This window comes from Microcoleus sp. PH2017_35_SFW_U_B (genome assembly GCF_020737865.1).
In the GTDB taxonomy this organism is placed as follows: domain Bacteria; phylum Cyanobacteriota; class Cyanobacteriia; order Cyanobacteriales; family Microcoleaceae; genus Microcoleus.
This window is the reverse complement of the sequence record NZ_JAEQDE010000028.1, coordinates 1-20170: the sequence shown is the minus strand read 5'-3', so window position 1 is coordinate 20170 and position 20170 is coordinate 1. Positions and strand designations below refer to the sequence as shown.

General features: G+C 45.6%; 17 protein-coding genes. 6 read left to right on the top strand and 11 right to left on the bottom strand.

Features of this window, described 5'->3' with window-relative positions; translation table 11 throughout:
• Window positions 1–10: 10 nt before the first annotated feature.
• Window positions 11–1462, bottom strand: coding sequence for an NAD(P)/FAD-dependent oxidoreductase (locus JGK36_RS06085; RefSeq protein ID WP_293181677.1), 1452 nt, complete (start codon window positions 1460–1462; stop codon window positions 11–13).
• Window positions 1463–1589: 127 nt separating this feature from the next.
• Window positions 1590–2621 (bottom strand): glycosyltransferase family 2 protein, encoded by a 1032-nt coding sequence (locus tag JGK36_RS06080; protein ID WP_293181752.1) that lies wholly within the window; start codon window positions 2619–2621, stop codon window positions 1590–1592.
• A 606-nt stretch (window positions 2622–3227) separates the two neighbouring features.
• Here JGK36_RS06080 and JGK36_RS06075 point away from each other — a divergent pair.
• Window positions 3228–4325 carry a glycosyltransferase family A protein gene (locus JGK36_RS06075; RefSeq protein ID WP_293196927.1) on the top strand — a complete coding sequence of 366 codons (1098 nt, stop codon included), beginning with the start codon at window positions 3228–3230 and terminating at the stop codon, window positions 4323–4325.
• A gap of 302 nt (window positions 4326–4627) precedes the next feature.
• Here JGK36_RS06075 and JGK36_RS06070 read toward each other — a convergent pair whose 3' ends face one another.
• Window positions 4628–5167: a Dps family protein gene (locus JGK36_RS06070; protein ID WP_293181673.1), complete on the bottom strand. Its 540-nt coding sequence runs from the start codon at window positions 5165–5167 to the stop codon at window positions 4628–4630.
• 148 nt (window positions 5168–5315) lie between these two features.
• Between JGK36_RS06070 and JGK36_RS33810 the strand changes: the two genes are divergently transcribed.
• The 4 genes from JGK36_RS33810 (at window position 5316) to JGK36_RS06045 (ending at window position 10173) form a co-directional block, all read left to right on the top strand.
• Window positions 5316–7430: a sugar phosphate nucleotidyltransferase gene (locus tag JGK36_RS33810; protein WP_366516563.1), complete on the top strand. Its 2115-nt coding sequence runs from the start codon at window positions 5316–5318 to the stop codon at window positions 7428–7430.
• 277 nt (window positions 7431–7707) lie between these two features.
• On the top strand, window positions 7708–8058 hold the full coding sequence (locus JGK36_RS06055) for a hypothetical protein (protein ID WP_293186657.1): 351 nt from the start codon (window positions 7708–7710) through the stop codon (window positions 8056–8058).
• A gap of 110 nt (window positions 8059–8168) precedes the next feature.
• Window positions 8169–9689 carry an AAA family ATPase gene (locus JGK36_RS06050; protein ID WP_293186656.1) on the top strand — a complete coding sequence of 507 codons (1521 nt, stop codon included), beginning with the start codon at window positions 8169–8171 and terminating at the stop codon, window positions 9687–9689.
• 130 nt (window positions 9690–9819) lie between these two features.
• The gene (locus tag JGK36_RS06045) at window positions 9820–10173 is read left to right on the top strand and encodes a DUF1257 domain-containing protein (RefSeq protein WP_096832348.1); all 354 of its coding nucleotides are present in this window, start codon (window positions 9820–9822) and stop codon (window positions 10171–10173) included.
• 463 nt (window positions 10174–10636) lie between these two features.
• On the opposite strand, the gene JGK36_RS06040 is transcribed toward JGK36_RS06045, so the two are convergent.
• From JGK36_RS06040 to JGK36_RS06030, 3 genes are all read right to left on the bottom strand, one after another.
• Window positions 10637–11887, bottom strand: a complete 1251-nt coding sequence (locus tag JGK36_RS06040) for a glycosyltransferase family 4 protein (RefSeq protein ID WP_293190834.1) — start codon at window positions 11885–11887, stop codon at window positions 10637–10639.
• Between the two features lie 142 nt (window positions 11888–12029).
• The gene (locus tag JGK36_RS06035) at window positions 12030–13322 is read right to left on the bottom strand and encodes a glycosyltransferase family 4 protein (RefSeq protein WP_293196926.1); all 1293 of its coding nucleotides are present in this window, start codon (window positions 13320–13322) and stop codon (window positions 12030–12032) included.
• A 200-nt stretch (window positions 13323–13522) separates the two neighbouring features.
• Window positions 13523–14554: a glycosyltransferase family 2 protein gene (locus JGK36_RS06030; RefSeq protein ID WP_293186653.1), complete on the bottom strand. Its 1032-nt coding sequence runs from the start codon at window positions 14552–14554 to the stop codon at window positions 13523–13525.
• Between the two features lie 184 nt (window positions 14555–14738).
• Between JGK36_RS06030 and JGK36_RS06025 the strand changes: the two genes are divergently transcribed.
• Window positions 14739–15860, top strand: coding sequence for a glycosyltransferase family 4 protein (locus JGK36_RS06025; protein ID WP_293186652.1), 1122 nt, complete (start codon window positions 14739–14741; stop codon window positions 15858–15860).
• An 82-nt stretch (window positions 15861–15942) separates the two neighbouring features.
• On the opposite strand, the gene JGK36_RS06020 is transcribed toward JGK36_RS06025, so the two are convergent.
• The 5 genes from JGK36_RS06020 to JGK36_RS06000 form a co-directional block, all read right to left on the bottom strand.
• Window positions 15943–16200, bottom strand: a complete 258-nt coding sequence (locus JGK36_RS06020) for a hypothetical protein (protein WP_293200845.1) — start codon at window positions 16198–16200, stop codon at window positions 15943–15945.
• A gap of 656 nt (window positions 16201–16856) precedes the next feature.
• Window positions 16857–17438, bottom strand: a complete 582-nt coding sequence (locus JGK36_RS06015) for a serine acetyltransferase (protein ID WP_293186650.1) — start codon at window positions 17436–17438, stop codon at window positions 16857–16859.
• Between the two features lie 354 nt (window positions 17439–17792).
• Window positions 17793–18803: a glycosyltransferase family 2 protein gene (locus JGK36_RS06010; protein WP_293196925.1), complete on the bottom strand. Its 1011-nt coding sequence runs from the start codon at window positions 18801–18803 to the stop codon at window positions 17793–17795.
• A gap of 242 nt (window positions 18804–19045) precedes the next feature.
• Window positions 19046–19657 (bottom strand): DapH/DapD/GlmU-related protein, encoded by a 612-nt coding sequence (locus JGK36_RS06005; protein WP_293190828.1) that lies wholly within the window; start codon window positions 19655–19657, stop codon window positions 19046–19048.
• Between the two features lie 178 nt (window positions 19658–19835).
• Window positions 19836–20105 carry a zinc ribbon domain-containing protein gene (locus JGK36_RS06000; protein WP_293186658.1) on the bottom strand — a complete coding sequence of 90 codons (270 nt, stop codon included), beginning with the start codon at window positions 20103–20105 and terminating at the stop codon, window positions 19836–19838.
• Window positions 20106–20170 lie beyond the last annotated feature (65 nt).

Here is a 20170-nt window from a genome sequence, read left to right as displayed (position 1 = left end):
TCCCCAAATATCAACTAGACTGCGCCATCAAATCCGAATCCTTTTTTTCCTTAGACCGATCGACACTAAAGTCTTCATAGTACGATCGCTCAGTATTCACATCCCACAAATCGTGCTTTTCCCCAAGCAGATTTCTCACCGCCAGCATCCCCGTCAGCATAGAATGGTCTTGGTTGTTGTATCGGTGCATACCATTTCGCCCGATCGTCTGCAAATTCTCAATCCCAGTCAAAAAACCTTCCAAAACCCGCAAATGTCCGCGATATTCGGCATCGTAAACAGGATAAGCCTTCGGCTGCCTCAGCACCACCCCATCCTCAACATCCGCAGCTTTTGCCAAACCCAACTCAACCAACTCGCGAGTTGCTAACTCCACAAGTTCAGCATCCGACATTACCCAAAGTTCCTCGCCTTCATTGCAAAAATACTCCATTCCCAAACAAGTTTTGCTCGCATCGGGAACCAATGCAGCACTCCAATTCTTAAAATTCTGAATCCGTCCGACTTTCACTTCGGGAGAATGAATGTAAATCCAGTTGTCAGGAAACAAACTTGGGCGATCGACAATCAGCGATACAATCAAAAAATCTCGATATTTTAGCGATCGCGCCGCGTGCAACACTGGCTCAGGCGGCTGCGGTTTCATCCGTGCTACCAGCGCCGATATCGGCATACTTGTAATGAAATTATCCGCCGAATATTCAACTAATTCTCCGTTATGTTCAGCAGTAATAGTTTTAATTTTATTACCTTCACGCTCAAAGCTAATCACCTTAGTATCGAGATAAACTTTGCCGTCTTTAGCTTCCACAGCTTCAGCGAACTTTTCCCACATCATCCCCGGCCCCAAAGCCGGATAGTCAAACTCTTTGATTAAAGTTTTAGTATCATTACTACCAAACAAAGCATTAATTATTGCGGTTGTCAGTGACAATCCTTTAATCCGCTGTGCCGCCCAATCCGCTTGAATTTCCGAACAGGGAATTCCCCAAACTTTTTCTGTATAAGTCTTAAAAAATGTTTTGTACAAGCGATCGCCAAAACGATTGATTACCCACTGTTCAAAAGTTTCTTCTTTGGGAAGCGGCCAGAGTCTAACTCTCAGATAGCTCAAAATAATTAGCGCACTCTCAATTATCCCCAAATTAAACAGAGTATTGAAGGCCCCGATCGGATAGTTAAAAAATTTACCTCTATAAAAAATTCGCGACAAGCGCGGCACTTTAATAAACTCATTTCCCAGTACCTCTTGCCACAACTGCTGCACCGCTGCAACTTTAGTATAAAATCGGTGGCCGCCAATGTCGAAACGATAGCCTTTGTAGCTTTCGGTGCGGGCCAACCCGCCAACTTTATCCCCTTTTTCGAGTACAACAGGGACGATCCCTTGCTTGACTAGCTCGTAAGCAGCCGTCAAACCCGCAGGCCCAGCACCGACGATCGCCACAGGATAATGTTTCACTCAGCCTACCTCCAGCCTTTTTATTGCACTATACAATTATTTATAACTTCTAAAATTAATATATGCACCAGTGAATACCCTGATAAAATATCGATCGGCTGGAAGTTGAAGGACAATTTGCCTTGATTTATTGAGCGGATACTGGCAACCTAACTTTGCCAGTCAACAGCTTTTTTTGGGATAAGTGACGACCCGTGCCGATCGCAAATGCCAGTCCGCTGTAAAAATAGAAAAGCCAGTGCCAAGGAATGGTTTTCAGCGCAAATAAGATACCGTGTTTTTGCTGAAAAAATCGATAAAGCTCTGAATTAATTGCTACTAAGGGTATTGCCAGCAACCCAGCCAATAGCAGAAAGTTCAGCGACCAGCACGTCCCCACCACTGCCAGCAGCATGGCATAAGTTAAAACTACACTAATTCGGTTCGATACTTGCAAGTTGAGGTCATTATTCAATTTGCGATCGCGCCAAATCAGTTCAGTCCAAGGCAGCGCTCGGTAAAAAAAGTCAGCCTTCACCATCCCCACCGCTTCCCAGCGCTTTAAATGCTTGACTTGCAATGTTTTGCACAATCGAATTTTATAACCGGCTTGTTTCAAACGGTAGCCCAGCTCAATATCCTCGATCGAAGCTTGGCGATAACTCTCATTAAAGCCACCCATCTGCAAAAAAATTTCCCGGCGAATCACTCCGCAAGCGCCCCAAAAAGTCGAAGCTTCTTCATTACCTGTTTGGTGCACGTAGTGGTGGAGCAAGTTCCTGTACTGCGATAAAAAATCGGGATCTCCAGGAGCATCGTCATAGGAACCGATCAAAGCAGCTAAGTAGGGATTATTTTTGAACACCGATTTCGCATAACCCACAGCCTCAGGACAAACAGCGACATCAGCATCCACAAAAAACAGAATATCTCCCTTCGCAGCTTGCGCTCCAAAATTTCTGGCTCGGGCGGGGCCGCCGCATTCGGGAATTCTGATGACTTTGGCGCCGAATTCCTTGGCCAGACGCCAAGAACCGTCGCTTTCCCCATCTGCTACTACAATAATCTCGATCGGCTTCGGTCTAGCTTGAGCCAGCTTTGACAAACAGGTGCGGAAGTAAGCTCCCCCATTGTGGACTGGGATAATTACGGATACAGTCGGTTCGTTAGTATAAATCATTACCGAGTTTGTTTTGAATTGCATGGAAAACCAATGATTGAATTTCAATGCTCCTACTTTACGAAAAGTAAAATCAGCTCTACATTTTTGTTTATAACCCGATTTCTGTTTATCTTCAACTAATTTTTTTGCTGGCAATGTAGGCTGCATTGATCCCCATTCATGCCTGTATTCTAAGCCACATCTGGCTGAGACTCACCTGATGAAGACAACAGCTTTACGAAATCTTTATATATATCATTGTTTTTGTAAACCTTCTAAAAAGCCCCACCAGCCATTGTGTTTCAGAGTATTCCACCGCACAAGAATTTGATTTTTTTTGACCGTAACAAGTATAAAAAGCAACATATGATATACTGAGACTCTCCGGCGATCGCGAGTTGCCCAGTACAGTTGATTTTATATATGCGATCGGCGAGTCACTCCTGCACCAAGTCTGTATCCAGACTGCTATGTCAATGCACATTTGATGAGTTTTGGCAATATATTTCAAATATACGCCTGCAAATTTTCGACGGTGTGCGATCGACCTTACCACTTTGTTAAGATACCATTAAATCGGTGCCTGAGAGTCAAAAATTTTACATAAAAAAGTTTTTATATCGCATGAACAACACCAAACACAATTTAAATCAGCCATTAATTTCAGTAATTATACCGGCTTACAATGCTGAGGAATTTATTGCCCAAACAATCGAGTCTGTGCTATCTCAAACTTATCAGAATATAGAGATTTTAGTTGTGGACGACGGCTCTACAGACACAACCGCTGAAATCATCAAATCTTTTGCTCAAAAAGATAGCCGAATCATCTTATTGCAGCAATCAAATGCAGGTGTAGCCGTCGCTCGCAACCTAGCCTATTTACACTCAAAAGGCGAACATATTGCTCCGATCGACGCTGACGATATTTGGTACCCGCAAAACCTGGAAAAACAAGTTGAATGCCTGACAAAATCGGAATCTTTTGTTGGAGTTATTTATTCCTGGTCATTGGATATTAACGAAGAAGGTTTGCTGACAGGTGGATTTTACAACTCAACGATCGAAGGATCGGTTCACGATGCCTTAGTTTATAAATATTTTATCGGCAATGCCAGTTCATCTCTAATCCGTCGCGCTTGCTTTGAAAAAGTCGGCGGTTACAACTGCAAATTCAAACTAGAAAATGCTCAAGGTTGCGAAGACTGGGAATTGCACCTCCGCATCGCCCAATACTATCAATTTAAAGTAGTACCGGAGTATTTAGTCGGCTACCGACAGATTTCCAGCAGTATGTCTTGCAACTATGCCGCAATGGCAAAAGGCCATACTTTGATTTTGGCAGATGTCCGGCGGTATCACTCGAAAGTTCCCGAGAAAGTTTACTGCTGGTCTAGCAGTAATTTTTACATTTATCTAGCTGTCAAAAGCAACCGCAACGGCAATTACCGGAGTACATTGTTTTGGCTATATCGAGCTTTAAAAGAAGATTTTGTGATGGCTTTGCTGCGTCATAATTTGTATTTGTTGTCAATAGAAAGTTTGGTAAAAATGATATTAGGATCGAGAAGTGAATCGGGATTGGAGTTGAAGCAAACATCGGATTCAAGTGCCGGGACGACAATTGCTGCGATCGAAAAGCGAATGAATATTCACAGAATGTTGCCGTCGCAGGTGTATGAAAAAATGCGGTTGAAGAGTTTGGGAAATCGAGCAGTATAATAATATCACTCTGTGAACAGATACGTAGAGACTGTACATCAAATTTGTCCGTAATCATGTCTTACTCAAAATCTGTCAAAAAGCACGCTCTCCTCGGAGTCCGGCAGGGGTTTAAACCCCTGCCTCAAGGCGAAAGTCGGTTAAAAAACGACTCAAAAACCAGATCGAAATCAGGTTAACTCCAGTCCTCTAAAAGAGGACTTTCGCTATGAGACAGGGGTTGAAAACCCCTGTCGTACTGCGAGAATCGCGGTGAAATTCTCTGACTCACAACAGTTAAATCTGTTCGATCGAGCTATAATCTAAGCGTGAGAAGCTGTAGGAGTTTTAGCTTTCGGCTGCTTACCATCCGGTGAAATAGATTCCCCTTCAATAAACGATCGCAACATCCAAGCCATTTGCTCGTGCTGTTCCATCAAACCAGTCAAAAAGTCGGCGGTTCCATCATCCTTAAACTCTTCACCGCACTGTTCGACGTGTTGGCGGAGATTGCGAATAATCAGTTCGTGGTCATCAACTAAACGCGACACCATCTCAGTCGCCAAAGGCAAATCGCCGATATGTTCTTTAATCGAACCATACTTCAGAAAACCCTCAGCAGTACCAATTGGGTAGCCACCTAAAGTTCTCACCCGTTCCGCCATAGCATCGATATTTACTGTTAACGCCTGGTAGTGTTCTTCCCACAACTGATGGAGCGATCGAAACTGCGGGCCTACTACATCCCAGTGATACTTTTTGGTTTTGATTAACAGCAGATAAGCATCTGACAGGTCGTGATTCAATAGTTCGATAACGCCTGCACGTTGTTCGTCAGATAGACCTATGTTTAACTTACGCATTGAAACTGTTCCTTAAACTCTTAGTTTCCATCTATTACAACAAATTTCCTCCGTCAAGTACATCAACCCAAAGGACGATCGCACTTTAGTAAAATATCTCCATCTCAGGTTAGAGTAATCACAATATAGATACCCTTAGATAGATGCAATGAAACTTTTTGTTCCGGGTCGCCTTTGTTTGTTTGGCGAACACAGCGATTGGGCCGCCAGTTATCGCCCGCACAATCCCGCTATAGAAAAAGGCTGCACTCTGATAGCCAGTACAAATCAAGGAATTTATGCCGAAGTCAAAAAACATCCGACACACTTGATTTTGCGGGCAGCTTTAAATGACGGCACAAAAATTGAAACTGCACTCCCGATGGAAAAAAATGCTCTGCTTGCTGAGGCCCAAACAGGAACTTTTTTCAGTTATGCAGCCGGTGTTGCCGCTCAATTTCTCTCGCACGGCTACGCGGGAGGAGTAGAAATTGACAATTATTTAACTGATTTGCCAATTCAGAAAGGCTTGTCTTCAAGTGCCGCAATTTGCGTGTTAGTAGCCCGCGCTTTCAATCGCTTATACGATTTAAAAATGAACGTCCGCGACGAAATGGAAATGGCTTATTTAGGCGAAATTGCCACACCTTCGCGCTGCGGCCGCATGGATCAGGGTTGTGCCTATGGAAATCGACCAATTTTGATGTTTTTTGACGGCGATCAAATGGATGTTGTTGAGCTAAAAGTTGCCAAAGATTTGTTTTTTGTCATCGTAGATTTGGGTGCTAGCAAAAACACTCAACAAATTCTGGCAAGTCTGAATCAGGCTTATCCCTTTGCTGTGACTGAAGTTCAAGCAAACGTGCAGAAACATCTCGGCGCGATTAGTTCTAAAATTACGCAAGATGCGGCCGCAGCTTTACAGCAGGGAGATGCGGTCAAACTCGGCGAGTTGATGAAAGTTGCCCAGAGGGAATTTGACAAGCATTTAATCCCCGCTTGTCCTGGTCAATTAACGGCTCCAGTCTTGCACGAACTCCTGAATTGTCAACCGATTCAGCCTTATATTTTGGGCGGTAAGGGAGTTGGTTCTCAGGGAGACGGCACGGCGCAATTTATCGTGAAAGATGCAAAAAGTCAACAGCAAGTTATCGATATTGTCACCAGGGATTTCCCCCAGATGGAATGTGTGAAACTTACTATTAGTTCTCAGACCCATTTGCAGCCTGAAACAGAATTTAATGCAGCAACAACCCCAGAAATATACAGGCGGGACGCCTGTTCCACGCAGATAGAAGAAAGAAAAGATGCAGAAACCCCAGAAATATACAGGCGGGACGCCTGTTCCACGCAGATAGAAGAAAGAAAAGATGCAGGAAAAGCTTCCCGACTGCAAGTCAGAAAAGCCGTGATTCCGGCCGCTGGTTTCGGCACTCGGATGTTTCCGGCTACTAAGGCGGTGAAGAAGGAATTCTTGCCAATTATCGATCGCACTGGCCGCGCTAAACCGATAATTTTGGCAATTGTGGAAGAAGCTTTGAGTGCGGGAATCGAGGAAGTTGGTATAGTTGTCCAAAAGGGCGATCGCACTTTTTTTGAAGATTTCTTTAAAACTGGGCCGTCTCCCGAACTTTTCCAAAAACTGTCTCAGCAAAATCAGGATTATAGCCAATATTTACAAGAGTTGGGACAGCGCGTTACAATTCTCACTCAGGATGTCCAGGAAGGGTTCGGACACGCTGTATTTTGTGCTAGAGAATGGGTGAACAACGAGCCATTTCTCCTGCTTTTGGGCGATCACATTTACTCGTCGCAAACAGAAAGCTCTTGTGCGCGCCAACTATTGGATATTTACTCGCAAGTGCAGCACAGCGTCATTGGTTTGAGGGTAACACCATCTGATGTAATTCATCACTACGGCTGTGCTGCGGGAGTTTGGCAGGAACAAGATGCTATTTTGTCGGTGACGCAAGTTTACGAAAAGCCGGATATCGAGTATGCGTGGCAGCATTTAAGCGTAGAAGGCTTGGCAGAGGATTTATTCTTATCAATGTTTGGGATGTATGTCCTCGATCCTAAAATCTTTGATTGTTTGGCAGAACATATTAATAGCAATTTTCGAGAAAGAGGCGAATTTCAGTTAACGTCGTGTTTGGATAAGTTGCGGGAGTTCGAGGGAATGGCTGGTTATGTGGTGCGAGGGCGGTGTTTTGACACGGGATTGCCGGATGTTTACCGGCAGACTCTGATTGATTTTCCCATATCTCGGGGGGCGATCGGCTAATCAGCTTTCAAATTAGAGTTTTTCCCAGCATTCGCCTTTAGGTACGTAGTTGCGCTTCAGCGCTCTTTCATATATATAAAGAGCGCCCAAGCGCAACTACGTACCTTGATAGCTGCCTCATCAACTCTATTCCTTGTTTTTCCGTTGTTAGCCGCCCCAAGATCGCAGCAATTGTAACGACATATTACAAAATGACGCTAAAGCAGCATAGAGGCTTGACAGCAAAGAATTAAGTAGCTAATCTAATATACATACCCGGGTAAGTCAATTCACTGATATGCAAGAAAAGCAAAAAGTTACACTGTATCTTCCACCTGAACTGCATCGCCAGCTCAAAATCAAAGCCGCAGTAGAAACCGAACCGATGTCATCAATTGCAGAAAGGGCAATTGTCTTCTACCTAGGAAACCCCGAACTGGTTGACGAAGTAGAAGCCTCCTACGGACAAACCCACCGGGTGTACACTTGTCCAGAATGCACGGGTTCAGTAGTAATGCGAGATGGAGAACTGGCATCCGTAACAAGTCAGCCGAGTGTATTGGCTGAGCAGGATCTTCCAGTCAAGCAAGTGTCAGGCGTCAGTGCCAGCACAGCCCAACCGGGAGAGGAAGAATTGGTTCCCTGCTAAGAATGCCTTGCTTGCTCAAAAAGCCATAACTGGAAATCTCATTCAGCAATGGGCTAATGGCAGCATTGAGATTCAGCAAAGATAGCACCGTCTCTAGTGGGTCGAGGAATATGCAAGAAGAGATCAGTATCCTAATCCAAGCTCAATATCCTCTGATCTACCTCGTGACATCCGAGGAAGAGCGGTGTGAGCAAGCAATTTCCGCAATAGCTCAAGCTAAGCCGCAGCGCCGAGTCTTTGTCTGGACTGTAACCCAGGGCATGATAGAGTACGGTCAACCTCGTGCAAACACTCAGCAAAGCACCCTCTCGCCGCAGGCAGCTATTGAATGGGCGATTAGGCAGCGCGAACCGAACAACAACGCTACTATCTATGTATTCAAAGACCTGCATCCTTTTAAAGATGATGCAACCGTAACAAGGTTGTTGCGTGATGCGATCGCCAACTTCAAAGGAACACAAAAGACAATTATACTGATGTCTCCTTTGCAGCAAATCCCGATCGAGCTAGAAAAGGAAGTGGTAGTCTTAGACTTCGCGCTCCCAGACATGGCGGAACTAAACCAAGTATTGTCTAGCCAGTTGGAGCAAACGAAATCGCGACGCATTACCACAGAATCGCGAGAAAAACTTTTAAAAGCAGCCTTGGGATTGACTAAGGATGAAGCTGAAAAAGTTTATCGCAAAGCCCAAGTTTCCACGGGGCGCTTAACCGAAGAAGAAGTAGACATAGTTCTGTCGGAGAAAAAGCAATTAATTCGGCGCAACGGCATTCTAGAGTTTGTAGAAGAAGACGAAACCCTGGATGCAGTCGGGGGTTTAGAAGAACTCAAACGGTGGCTCAAGCAGCGTTCCAACGCCTTTACAGAAAGGGCGAGAGAATACGGCTTGCCCCAACCCAAAGGAATGCTAATTCTCGGCGTACCCGGATGCGGAAAATCGCTGATTGCCAAGACTACCTCGCGCCTGTGGGGACTGCCCCTGCTAAGGCTAGATATGGGTAGAGTCTACGACGGATCGATGGTAGGTCGATCGGAAGCAAACCTCCGCAACGCGCTCAAAACCGCAGAATCCATCTCCCCAGCTATCCTCTTCATCGACGAACTAGACAAAGCCTTTGCAGGAGGCACTGGTTCGGCCGACTCAGACGGAGGAACCTCCAGCCGGATTTTCGGCTCATTCCTCACTTGGATGCAAGAAAAGACTTCCCCAGTCTTCGTAATGGCAACAGCCAACCGCATCGAGCGTTTACCCGGGGAATTCTTGAGAAAAGGTCGATTCGACGAACTCTTCTTTGTTGACCTACCGACGAAAGAAGAACGCCAAGATATATTCAAAATTCACCTGTCAAAACGGCGTCGGGAAATTTCTCGCTTCGATTTAGAGCAACTTTCCAATGTTTCCGACGGCTTTTCAGGAGCAGAAATTGAGCAAGGGCTAGTAGCAGCCATGTACGAGGCCTTCGCTCAAGATAGAGAGTTTACGCAGTTAGATATCATCGCGGCCATTAAATCTACATTGCCACTGTCTAAAACCATGACCGAACAGGTCAGCGCCCTCCGAGATTGGGCGAGACAGCGCGCACGGCCCGCTGCGTCTTCCGTCGCTGAATACCAGCGAATGGAATTCTAAAAGCTTTCTCCTGGTCCAAACAGGAGCAAAGGCTAGCAACAGCTAGCAGTTCGATTGAAGAGCCGCCCAGCGGCACCGTTAAATCCAGACCGTTGTTGTTTCTCTCTCAGTTTTATTAGGAGGAAATCCAATGTCTCACTTTAGCACTCTGCGTACCAAAATCACTGATGCCGAAATCCTGAAAGCTTCCCTACGTGACTTGGGCATTTCAGTCAAGTCAGAAGCTGATGTTCGTGGCTATAATGGTCAGCGCGTTCGCTCCGACATCGTGGCGACTCTGGAAGGCGAATACGACCTGGGTTGGTCTCGCAATAGCGACGGTTCCTTTGATCTGATTGCAGACCTCTGGGGCGTTGCCAAAAAGCACAATCAAACTGAGTTAATTAACTCCATTAACCAGAAGTACGCAGTTAACAAGACCTTGGCAGCAGTCAAGCAGCGCGGTTTGCAAAACGCCAACGTCAAGTTGGTAGTGCAAAATTAATAACTCTGCGTGTTTCTAAGCTTGCGGGTTAACCAAATACTGGTTAACCCGTTTTTAGCTAGTTCGGCGGGAATCCCCACACTATATCGTTTACAGATTGGTGTGGGATGAAAGCCCGGTTGATTGAGGTGGGATGGTTGACCAATCCTGGAGGGCAGGGAAACCATCACCGCCGAAATCAACCAACTTTTGATATGCTGTAAATACAGTGGGGCTGGACGTGTTCCTCACTATAAAATGCCGAGCGAGAGAAACATTTTGGAGTATCTCGTTCGCGAAGCGTTCCCGAAGGGTAGGAAGATCTTGATATCCGTAAGAGGACTCAGATGCCTACGCTGTAATCGTTGATTCAGAGTAGGAGCGTCACCGAGGATGTAGAGTGTTTTTTTATCCGCTACGTACTTTTTTGCAAGCTTAAGCAGCAGCTTTTTATCTGAAAGTTGCTGCTTTTGTGCTTGACTAGCTAATGCTTCTGGCAAGTGTCGATCGTTTGTTGATAAATTTCAATCATGCGATCGACTTTGCGTTCCCAGTCAAAATGCTCCCGAACCCGCTCCCATCCCGCCCTACCCATACTCTGTCGCATCTCCTGCGACTGAGCGAGCTTCAGCATAGCGTCAGTCAGTCCCTTGACAAAGCCTTCTTTAGAAGCTGGTTCTACTAAAATACCGCAACTGGAATCTATATAATCCATCGGGCCGCCCCAATTGGTGGCAATGACGGGCAAGCCGACGGCCATTGCTTCCATTACCACGGCTCCCCCAGGCTCCCGCAAACTCGGCAGCACCAGTACATCGGCTTGTTGCAGTTTGAGAGCGCATCGATCCTGAGACAACCAGCCACTAAATACAACCCTGGCCTCCTGGCCTAAACGAGCTGTTTGAGCTTCGAGTTCCCCTCGCATCTCCCCATCGCCGATGATTTCCAAAACAGCATCCGTTTGAGCGGCGACGGCTCTGAAGGCTTCTAGCAGCAAGTCTACCCCCTTCCAGTCTGCCAGTCGCCCCAAGAAAACAAAATGGATTTGTTGATTAGGCTCCTTTGATGCCATAGATTCCGATCGCCACACCGATAAATCCACGCCGTTTTCCACAAGTTCGATGATTTTACCCTGCACCCCCGCCGGAAGTGCCTGCTTCGTGCGATCGTTTGCCACTAACACCGTCTCTGCTTTGATTTTACCGGGCAAAAGACGGTTGAACAAGTTGACGAACTGATAACCGATCTCGATTAAAATATCTACTGAACGGTTTTGGCGCGATCGAAATGCCAAAGGAAATTTAACCGCCGTATTCAGTGGCCCCATAACTACCGGCACCCCTAAGGCGAACATCAGGGACGGAAATTTTGCCGAAACTGGTGTCGGCTCGTGAACAATATCAATCTGTTTTTCGCTCACCAGCCGATCGACAATACCGCGCTGTAGCACTTGGGTGTATAGGTGACTGAGCAGCCCTAAAGTAGGCGCACCTAACCTTGGAGGCAAGAATCGCCCGCAATTGTTAAGCAGCCGATGCACCCATGTGTCGGGTACAAAGCGCATTCGATCGCATTCTTCTGGAAACAGCGCTTCGAGTTCAGCTTGAGTGCGCCCGTGTACCACTAACCATGTCTCTATTTGGCGGGATCGAAGTATTCGGAAGTAGTGCACCGGCAGCAATGACTCTCCACCGAATTTGTTAGAGGCATTTTCAGCAACAATTACAATTCGCATAACTTGTTTTCCACCCCATAAAGAGATTTATCTACTAAGCTGTTGTGCATTTAAATTGTATATTTCGGTTTGCGAACAAAAATCTTCAATCCGCTGCCCTTCTAACCCTCAATTACCATACACAATCTAGATGCACAACAGCTTATTTAGAGCGAGCGGTACTTTTAGCGTCAATCATTTTATGATAAATTTCAAGAATTTTTTCTGCCTTTGGCTCCCATGTAAATTCTTTCGCTTTTTCGATACACTTAGCTGACATAACTTGCCGCAAGCGATCGTCTTCGACCAAAATCTGAATTTTATTTGTTAACTCCTGAGTAAGATACTCTCTAGAAGTTGGCTCTATTTTAAATCCAGTTTCTTCAGTCACGTATTCCGCGATACCGCCATTGTTTGGTACAATACAAGGCAACCCACAAGCCATAGCTTCCATTACCACTGCGCCGCCAAATTCCCTAATCGAAGGGAAGCAAAAAATATCCGCTTGCTGGTAATAGTCAAGTGTTTCTGCTTGACCTACCCAACCAGCAAACTTAACTTTTTCTCCTAAGTTAAGCTTCTCTACTTGAGATTCTAATGCTTTTCTTTCTTGCCCGTCACCTACTATTGTTAATTGAACTTTTTCTTTAATTTTTGGTTCTAGTCTATTCACAGCTTCGATGAGAATGTCAGCACATTTGTAAGGAACCAATCGACCTACAAAAAGTAAATTTATCTGGCCACCCTTTTTTGTTTTTGGTTCTTGTTTTAAGAAACTACTGGCAATACCATTTTCGTAAAATAGTTGAATTCTCTGGTCTGGTATCGCAAACAAATCTTTGAGCATATTTAAGGTATATGTTGAACCTGCAAAAATTTGGTCTGCTTTTTTGTAAGTTTCTACATAACCTGGAATTAAGGCTCGACCAACTGCCCTCAAAAAGTTGAATTGAGCAAATTCTTGTTTGGCAGTTTCTTGAAAGCCTGGTGGAAAAGGAATGCCTCCATTGACTGGGCCTAGCAGAAAAGGAGTGTTTTGGCAGGCGCTGACTACCTTAAACGGATACCGCGGCATCATCGGGGTAATTGCATGAACTATGTCATAATCTCCCTTGAGAATTTTGGAGTGAAATTTTTGATATACTTGCTGATTAAATTCTTCATAAATTGGGTAGCTCAAAGCATTATACAGTGGCCAATTTATTTTACCATTCGCGGTAATTTTTTCTACTACTTTGTAATACTGCGTAGCAATCTTTCCTTCTTCAATATAAAAAACTTTTTCGTATTCAGGGTGTTTTTGAATAGCGGATTTATTTCTAGCATGGGTGACAAGTGTTGCATCAACTAGCTTGCTAATTTGTTCAACAAAATTGTACCCCACCAAAGGTACAGAAGCCCATTCAGGATTGCACTGCTCTACAATTAGTAAAACTTTTAATTTTTGGTCGTTCATTGGTTAGATTCCTTTGTTGACGATCGATGAATATTTGGAAGTTGAGTTTTGAAGAGATTAATCGATATTAAGCGTTTTTTTTTTCGATGCGAGAGTCGGCTGTAGAGGTTGATGGAAAAATCCGCCTCTACATCAACACCCGATTTGCAATTACAGGGGAGAAGTTGCAGAAAAAACAAGTTAAGTTGATGGTAACTGATCTACTTAGTAGACTTAGCACTCATTGTAACTTTCTCAATTGATGGGCTTGATGTCTTGTATTCGATCAAGTTGCTGCGCTGTCTGAGCAACCGGCGTTTGTAAAACAGCATCTGACCCTGCAATTGAGGAAATCTCCCCAACACGCAAGATAATGCGTAGAGAGCAGCATCCTTTGATTTTAAGTTTTGCTGCATCCGCCGATAGATGCGGTAGCCAAGTATCGGGTAGCCCCAAAGCAACAACAGGCTCCAGCCGTGCGTAACCCACGCTGTCCCGATTGCTAGCACGGGCAAAACGAATCCCCAGAACCAGATGCTGGTGCTGTCTTTGACCCAGTGGCGTTCGGGGGTGTTTCCGTGCAACCAGGAACCTTCGGCGTAGGCATGGCCTGCTCTTTGACAGCGCTTCCACCACTGGTCAAAACGAGTCATTTGGGCGTCGTGCAAAGTCATTTCTGCATCTAATCGCTCGATTTTCCAACCATTTTGGCGCAGCCGCACGCAGAGTTCCGGTTCTTCACCGGCGATCAGTATGGGGTTGAAACCGCTGACTTGCTCGAAGGCTGATGCCCGCATCATGGAGTCGCCCCCGCAGGCTTTGGCTTCCCCGATCGGGCTGTCCCACTCAATGTCGCAGAGTCGGTTGTATGGTGTGGCATTGGGATACCGCTCGCGGCGGCGCCCGCACACTACAGCTAATTCGGGTTGCGCTGCGAGTTTTTGCTGGGCAAATTCGAGCCACCCATCAACTATGGAGCAGTCGCCGTCTACGAATTGGACAAATTCGATGTCTGGAACTGCTTGTCGCAGGCTGGCAAATCCTGCATTTCTGGCGCGTGCTGCTGTAAAGGGTGTAGATAAGTCGAGTTCTACTGTCTCAGCTCCGAGCGATCGGGCTAATTCCAAGCTGCCGTCTGTTGAGCCGGAATCGACATAAACTACGCAAGCTACTTTGCCGATCGCTGACAGCAAGCACGCTCCGAGGCGAGATCCTTCATTCCGCCCGATAGCAACCAATCCAACTTGTTTCAAAGCTTACCTCTGGAATTCCACTTGCGATCTATTATTTTAATATTTTAGTAAAAGTCAAGCTAATTTCACAATATCTTGATTCCCAAACTTTTAGCGAGTGGCTGTAGTGCGCGTCAAAGCGTGTTTAGCTTATTATATATTAAGTCAAATCCGATCCAGCATTTTTATTTGAGAAGAGTCAACCATGCTAAATATCAGTTCTTTGTTCACCTTTTACTGTGGCGGTCAAGGAATTAGCCATACATTTTTGTCACTTTGTCAGTGGGATTACCCAGACTTTAAAACCCGCATGGTTGTTCCCAGTTGTGCACCGTCATATCGCGGGTATAATATGGTCGAAAGCGTACCCCCATATTTCAGAAGGGTGTACTACAGGCTCGGAAATTTTGCGCAATCTTCTGCTGAAAAGCGTTTTCTGAGAGATATCAATGATTTTGATGCAGTTTACTTGTGGCCTCGCACTTCAATCGAAACTGTTAGAAAGGTAAAGCAGCAGGGGCAAACACTTTTTTTTGAGCGTATTAACTGCTCTACTAAGAAGGCAAAATATATTCTTGACGATGCTTACGGTCGCTTGGGCATTGCTCCCCAACATGGAATTACAGATGCGATGATTCAGCAAGAAGATGAAGAAATGAGCTTGGCTGATTTCATTTTTTCTCCTAGTCCAGAGGTAAAAAAATCTTTTCTCGAAATAGGAGTTCCCGAATACAAACTGATGTCAAGCAGTTACGGGTGGTGTCCCAAGCGTTTCCCAAATATTTCGCCCAAAAAACAGCCATCAGACACCGTTACTGCGCTCTTTGTGGGCACCATCTGCGTCAGAAAAGGAGCTCACTTGCTCTTGCAAGCCTGGGAAAAAGCTGGCATTAAAGGCAGACTGGTGCTTTGCGGAGAGATGGAGCCTGCAATTGCCGAAAGTTGCAGCGATATTTTAGGACGCTCGGATGTAATTCATATAGATTACACGCTCAATATTGCGGGCGTATATGGCGAAGCTGACATTTTTGCCTTTCCGAGTCTCGAAGATGGTGGCCCGATGGTTACTTATGAAGCTATGGCTTACGGGTTGCCAGTTCTCACCTCACCTATGGGAGCGGGGGCCATTGCCCGGGACGGCAAAGATGGGATAGTCATAGACCCTTACGACTGTGAAGCTTTTGTTGAAGGCTTGCGAAAGCTTGCTTTGTCCCCGGAGTTGAGAGCACAGATGGGTTATAATGCTCGCCAGCAAGCCGAGGAATTTACCTGGGAAAAAGTAGCACGCCGCCGGAAAGATTTGATGCAGGAAAAATTGAAAGTTTAGGAATTAGGAGAATTATCTGAAAGAATCCTTGCTCTGCAACTTCCTTTTTCCTGCGAATATTTCTAGGAGTGCATTTTCAGGCTTAGGGTTTTTTGGGGATAATTTTTGCTGGTATTCCGACTGCGGTTGCGCCCGGTGGTACGTCGCAAATCACCACTGCATTGGCGCCTATCAAAGCATGATCGCCGATCGTTACGGAGCGAATAATTTTTGCTCCTGCACCGATATCGACGTGACCGCCAACTTGGACATTAGAAACAATTGTCACCTGTTGAAAAATCATACAGTTCGGGCCAATAGATGCCTCTGGGTGAATGACTATGCCATTAGGATGAAGCATAATGAGTCCCCCTCCTATCTGGCAGTTCAAAGGGATGTCAGTTCCAGCTACAATGCTCCAGAATATATGCTGGATTATGTTGAACCGGGATAAAAAATACCCTAAATTTCCACCTTGCTGCCGCCATTTTTGATAGTCGCGGATAGATTTTAGAAGTTGGCGACTGGGATCCCACCACTGGCAAAGTTTTTCGCGACTCCAATCTGGCTCGGTGGCAGAAACGACAGGTGTAGTTATTGATTGAAGCATTATTTGTGCAAGATAACAGATAAGATATACTGATAATCATGTGACATTCAATTATCAGTATACGATCGCTGGTTGGTGATTGACAATATTTATTTGTTGAAATTCTGTGACAATCCTATTTGAGTTGTAAGGTTTTTGTATGTTGCCAGGTTTTACTGGTAGGCACGGCGGGGTACTAACCTACAAAATGTTACAATTCATACAGAATTACTATATTGTCAACTTGTAATTATTTGGTTGACCGAGTTAATGTCTACTAACAAGCAGTAGCGATCGCACTCTGCCTTCAACAATCACAATTGCCAGAAAACTCGACGATTTCGTACAAGCATCTATCACTATAGAGGCGATAGATCTCTAGTTTATTTAAGTAACAGAAGAGACAGGTCACTTTTTTTGGTACTAATTTAAGGATTGTTTTCGACAGGGCGGGATTTGATAATTTTGGCAGGGATGCCAACGGCAGTTTGACCAGCAGGAATGTCTGATAAAACGACAGCATTTGCACCGATATTTACGTCGTCTCCCAGGTTGACCTTGCCGAGAATTTTTGCTCCGGCGCCGACGTTCACCCGATCGCCCAATTGAGGTGATTCTAGGGGTTTTTCCAAGTAGCGGTTCCCCAGGGTAACGCCTTGGCGGATAATGCAGTCGTCACCAAGAGTGCAGTGTCCATGAACGATGATAGAGCCTTCGTGTTCAATGACCACTCGGCGGCCGAGCTTGACTGTGTACGGCAAATCTATGCCGTAGGTGTTGCGGACTTTTCGGTAGAGCGATCGATATAGAATGCTCAAGGGAGCCCGCAGCAGTTTTGGTTCTACCTGCATTCTCCAGACACCGAATCTTTGAACTGCTACGGCGCGAAATCCCGGTTTTGTCCAATCGCGACCGTGAGCAATCCAGTCTTCTTTAATCTGCTCCCACAATCCGAGTGCAGGGGTTTCTACTTGATTTTCAGTTGCTATTAAATTTGACTCCGTTACCATAAGCTGTACTCAACACTCTGTTTTGTTTAAGTTGTTATTAGATGCCCCAGATATTAAGCTATTTCTCTGGTTTTTAGGGAGTAGTGCACCCGGTTTATTCACTCAAAAACACCAAGTGCTGCGGTGAATTATCTCAAAGAATTGCTTGAAATCCGGAACCCTTGTAGGGAGAAATTAAAATCAGACGATTCATTAATCTAATCCTCTTCTTTCCTTTGTTAAGTGTCCTCAAGTTGTCAACCCTTCGGCTTCGCTGACTGACAAGCTGTCCCAGATCAACTGTCAACTGAAGCAATGTTTGGTTGGCCAGGATTAACGGGGTTTCTCTGGCTTTGATTTATTTACAAACACCTTTTAAAAAAATTTTGAATCTTCAATCTTACCCCCCTTAAAAAATACACTATTCATGATAAAATCGGTGAGCATTTTTGGCGGATCGCCGTCCGGCTTACCTTGAAGTACGCGGCGCACCCTCCAGGCTCCAAAGCCCGAAGCCCAGGTGACATCAGTTAATGCTGTGTAAACCAAGCCGTAGTTTTTGAGAAAGTACCTGCGCCGGGAATCAAACCAATACTGTGGCAGTCGCTTAGGGGGTTTTTTGGTGTCAGTCACACCTGAGCTTTGACCTACTAGGTGTACCACGCGACTTTCAGGTACATACCAGCAACTCCAGCCAGCTTTGTTCGCTTGCAGGCAAAAGTCCATTTCTTCGCAGTACATGAAATAAGCTTCATCCATCAAGCCAATCTTTTCAAATACTTCACGACGGACGATCATGCTGGCTCCAGCTACCCAATCAGTTTGACAGATTTCTTGGGAAATAGGAGGCGCTACATTCCACTTTGCCAATAATTTGGATAAAAAGCGCGTCCGCCAACCAAAATCGAGTTCGGTTAAGAAATCGTGAAACCGAAAAGCTGAATGTTGCGGCGTTCCGTCGGGGTCTTCCAAGCGGCTGCCGGCGATGCCGGCCTCGGGGTTGGAGTCCATGAAATCGACGAGGGCTTTTAAGGCACCTAGGCGAACTACGGTGTCTGGGTTGAGCAGCAGGAAGTAAGGGGGGGGATTGGTGGATTGCAGGACAGGACGTATGAGGGCGTTGTTGCCGAAGGCAAATCCGCCGTTGCGGTCTAGGGGAACGAAGGATGCCCATTCGCTCCAGCCTTCTGCTGCGATCGCGGCTGCTATTTGTTCGCTAGAATTGTCGCCTGATGCGTTGTCGGCAACTGCAACTCGCATACCGGGGAGCGATCGCACTTCGGTAACTAGAGAGCGCAAGCAGTCAATGGTTAAACCAGGGGTTCGGTAGTTAACAATGACAACCAGCAGTGGATACGGGTGATTGGACTCGCTGGCTTTGGACATAAGTGCAGTTGTTGGTTTAACAACTTTTTAGCTCAAGTTGTACCCCTATGGCAAGCTGGCGCGATCGCCATTTGAGGCATCGCCTACTTTTTTGATAGTTCGGGCATATTTTACAAAAGCGGTCACTCTTATTAAGCTCTTCTGTTGAAAAGCCTGCTTTACTGCCAAGAAAAACCCCAAAAATGCCCAAAAAATCTTCAAAAAAAGATTGTATATAAGGGTTTGAGTATTATTGGATATGTCTATTTATTTCCATAGAAGTGTGACAATCGCAATTGTATAAGCTGGGATTCCATTTCGGGGTCGTAGGCTCCCTCGCGACTGTTAATTAAATCGGCCCAAGGTAGGCTTTGAGTTTCAGCCTGCAATTTTTCCACCAAGTCTGCGACGCGTCCGATGGGTTTAGCGGGAACACCGGCAACTATATCGCCTTCTGCGACATCTTTGGTGACGACCGCACCGGCGGCGACGATCGCATTTGGGCCGATGGTGACGTTGCGGAGGACGATCGAGTGATAGCCGATAAATACGTTGTCACGGATGTCTATTTTGCCCACAGCATCTAGTTTGACGTTGTAGGCTTGATTGAGCATGGCGATCGCTCCGTCGTGGCCGATCAGGATAGAGCTGGAAAAGTGGACGTTGTTGCCGATGCGGACGTAGGAGGGGTCTGTAAACACCGTGCTTGGCAGGATCGTGCAATTTTCGCCGATCGAGTACAGGTTGCCGTGAAGGCGGAGAAATTGGGTGTACTCCTCGGAACTTGGCTCGCAGAATTTGACGTAGAGGCCTCGGAACTTGCCATAGCGCATGGCAAAGTGGCGAAGGATTTTCTGAAAGATTGATTTAATCATTTTCCTGAGCCTGGGTAGATTTAAGCCTATTCGTAGACATACTAACCGCTGTTGTGTCAGGAGGTAGATCTGACAATATGACAACGTTGGCACCAATGTTCGTGTCCTGCTATACAAATACTAGACAAGTCTAGACATTTGGTTCTTACTTCATCGGGAGCATGGGAGCGGTTATCCCTCAGTAAGCTTTCACGATGAAAGCCAAGCGCGATAAATTAATTGCTGCGTTCAAATCCCTGTCCATCGAATGACCGCAACTTCCACAGTTGTAAGTTCTTTCTTTTAGTGGCATATCTTGGGTATGTCCACAGCTTGAGCAGGTTTTGCTTGACGGAAACCAGCAGTCAGCAACAATTATTTCACAGCCAAACTTTTTAGCTTTGTATTCCAGTTGACGTTTGAATTCATGGAATCTAGGACTTACGCATTGACAAAAAGCATTATCTATGTACTCTCGGCCATAGCATCACTCTGAAGGTTCGCAAAAATATGCTCACGTATAACTAAAGTGAA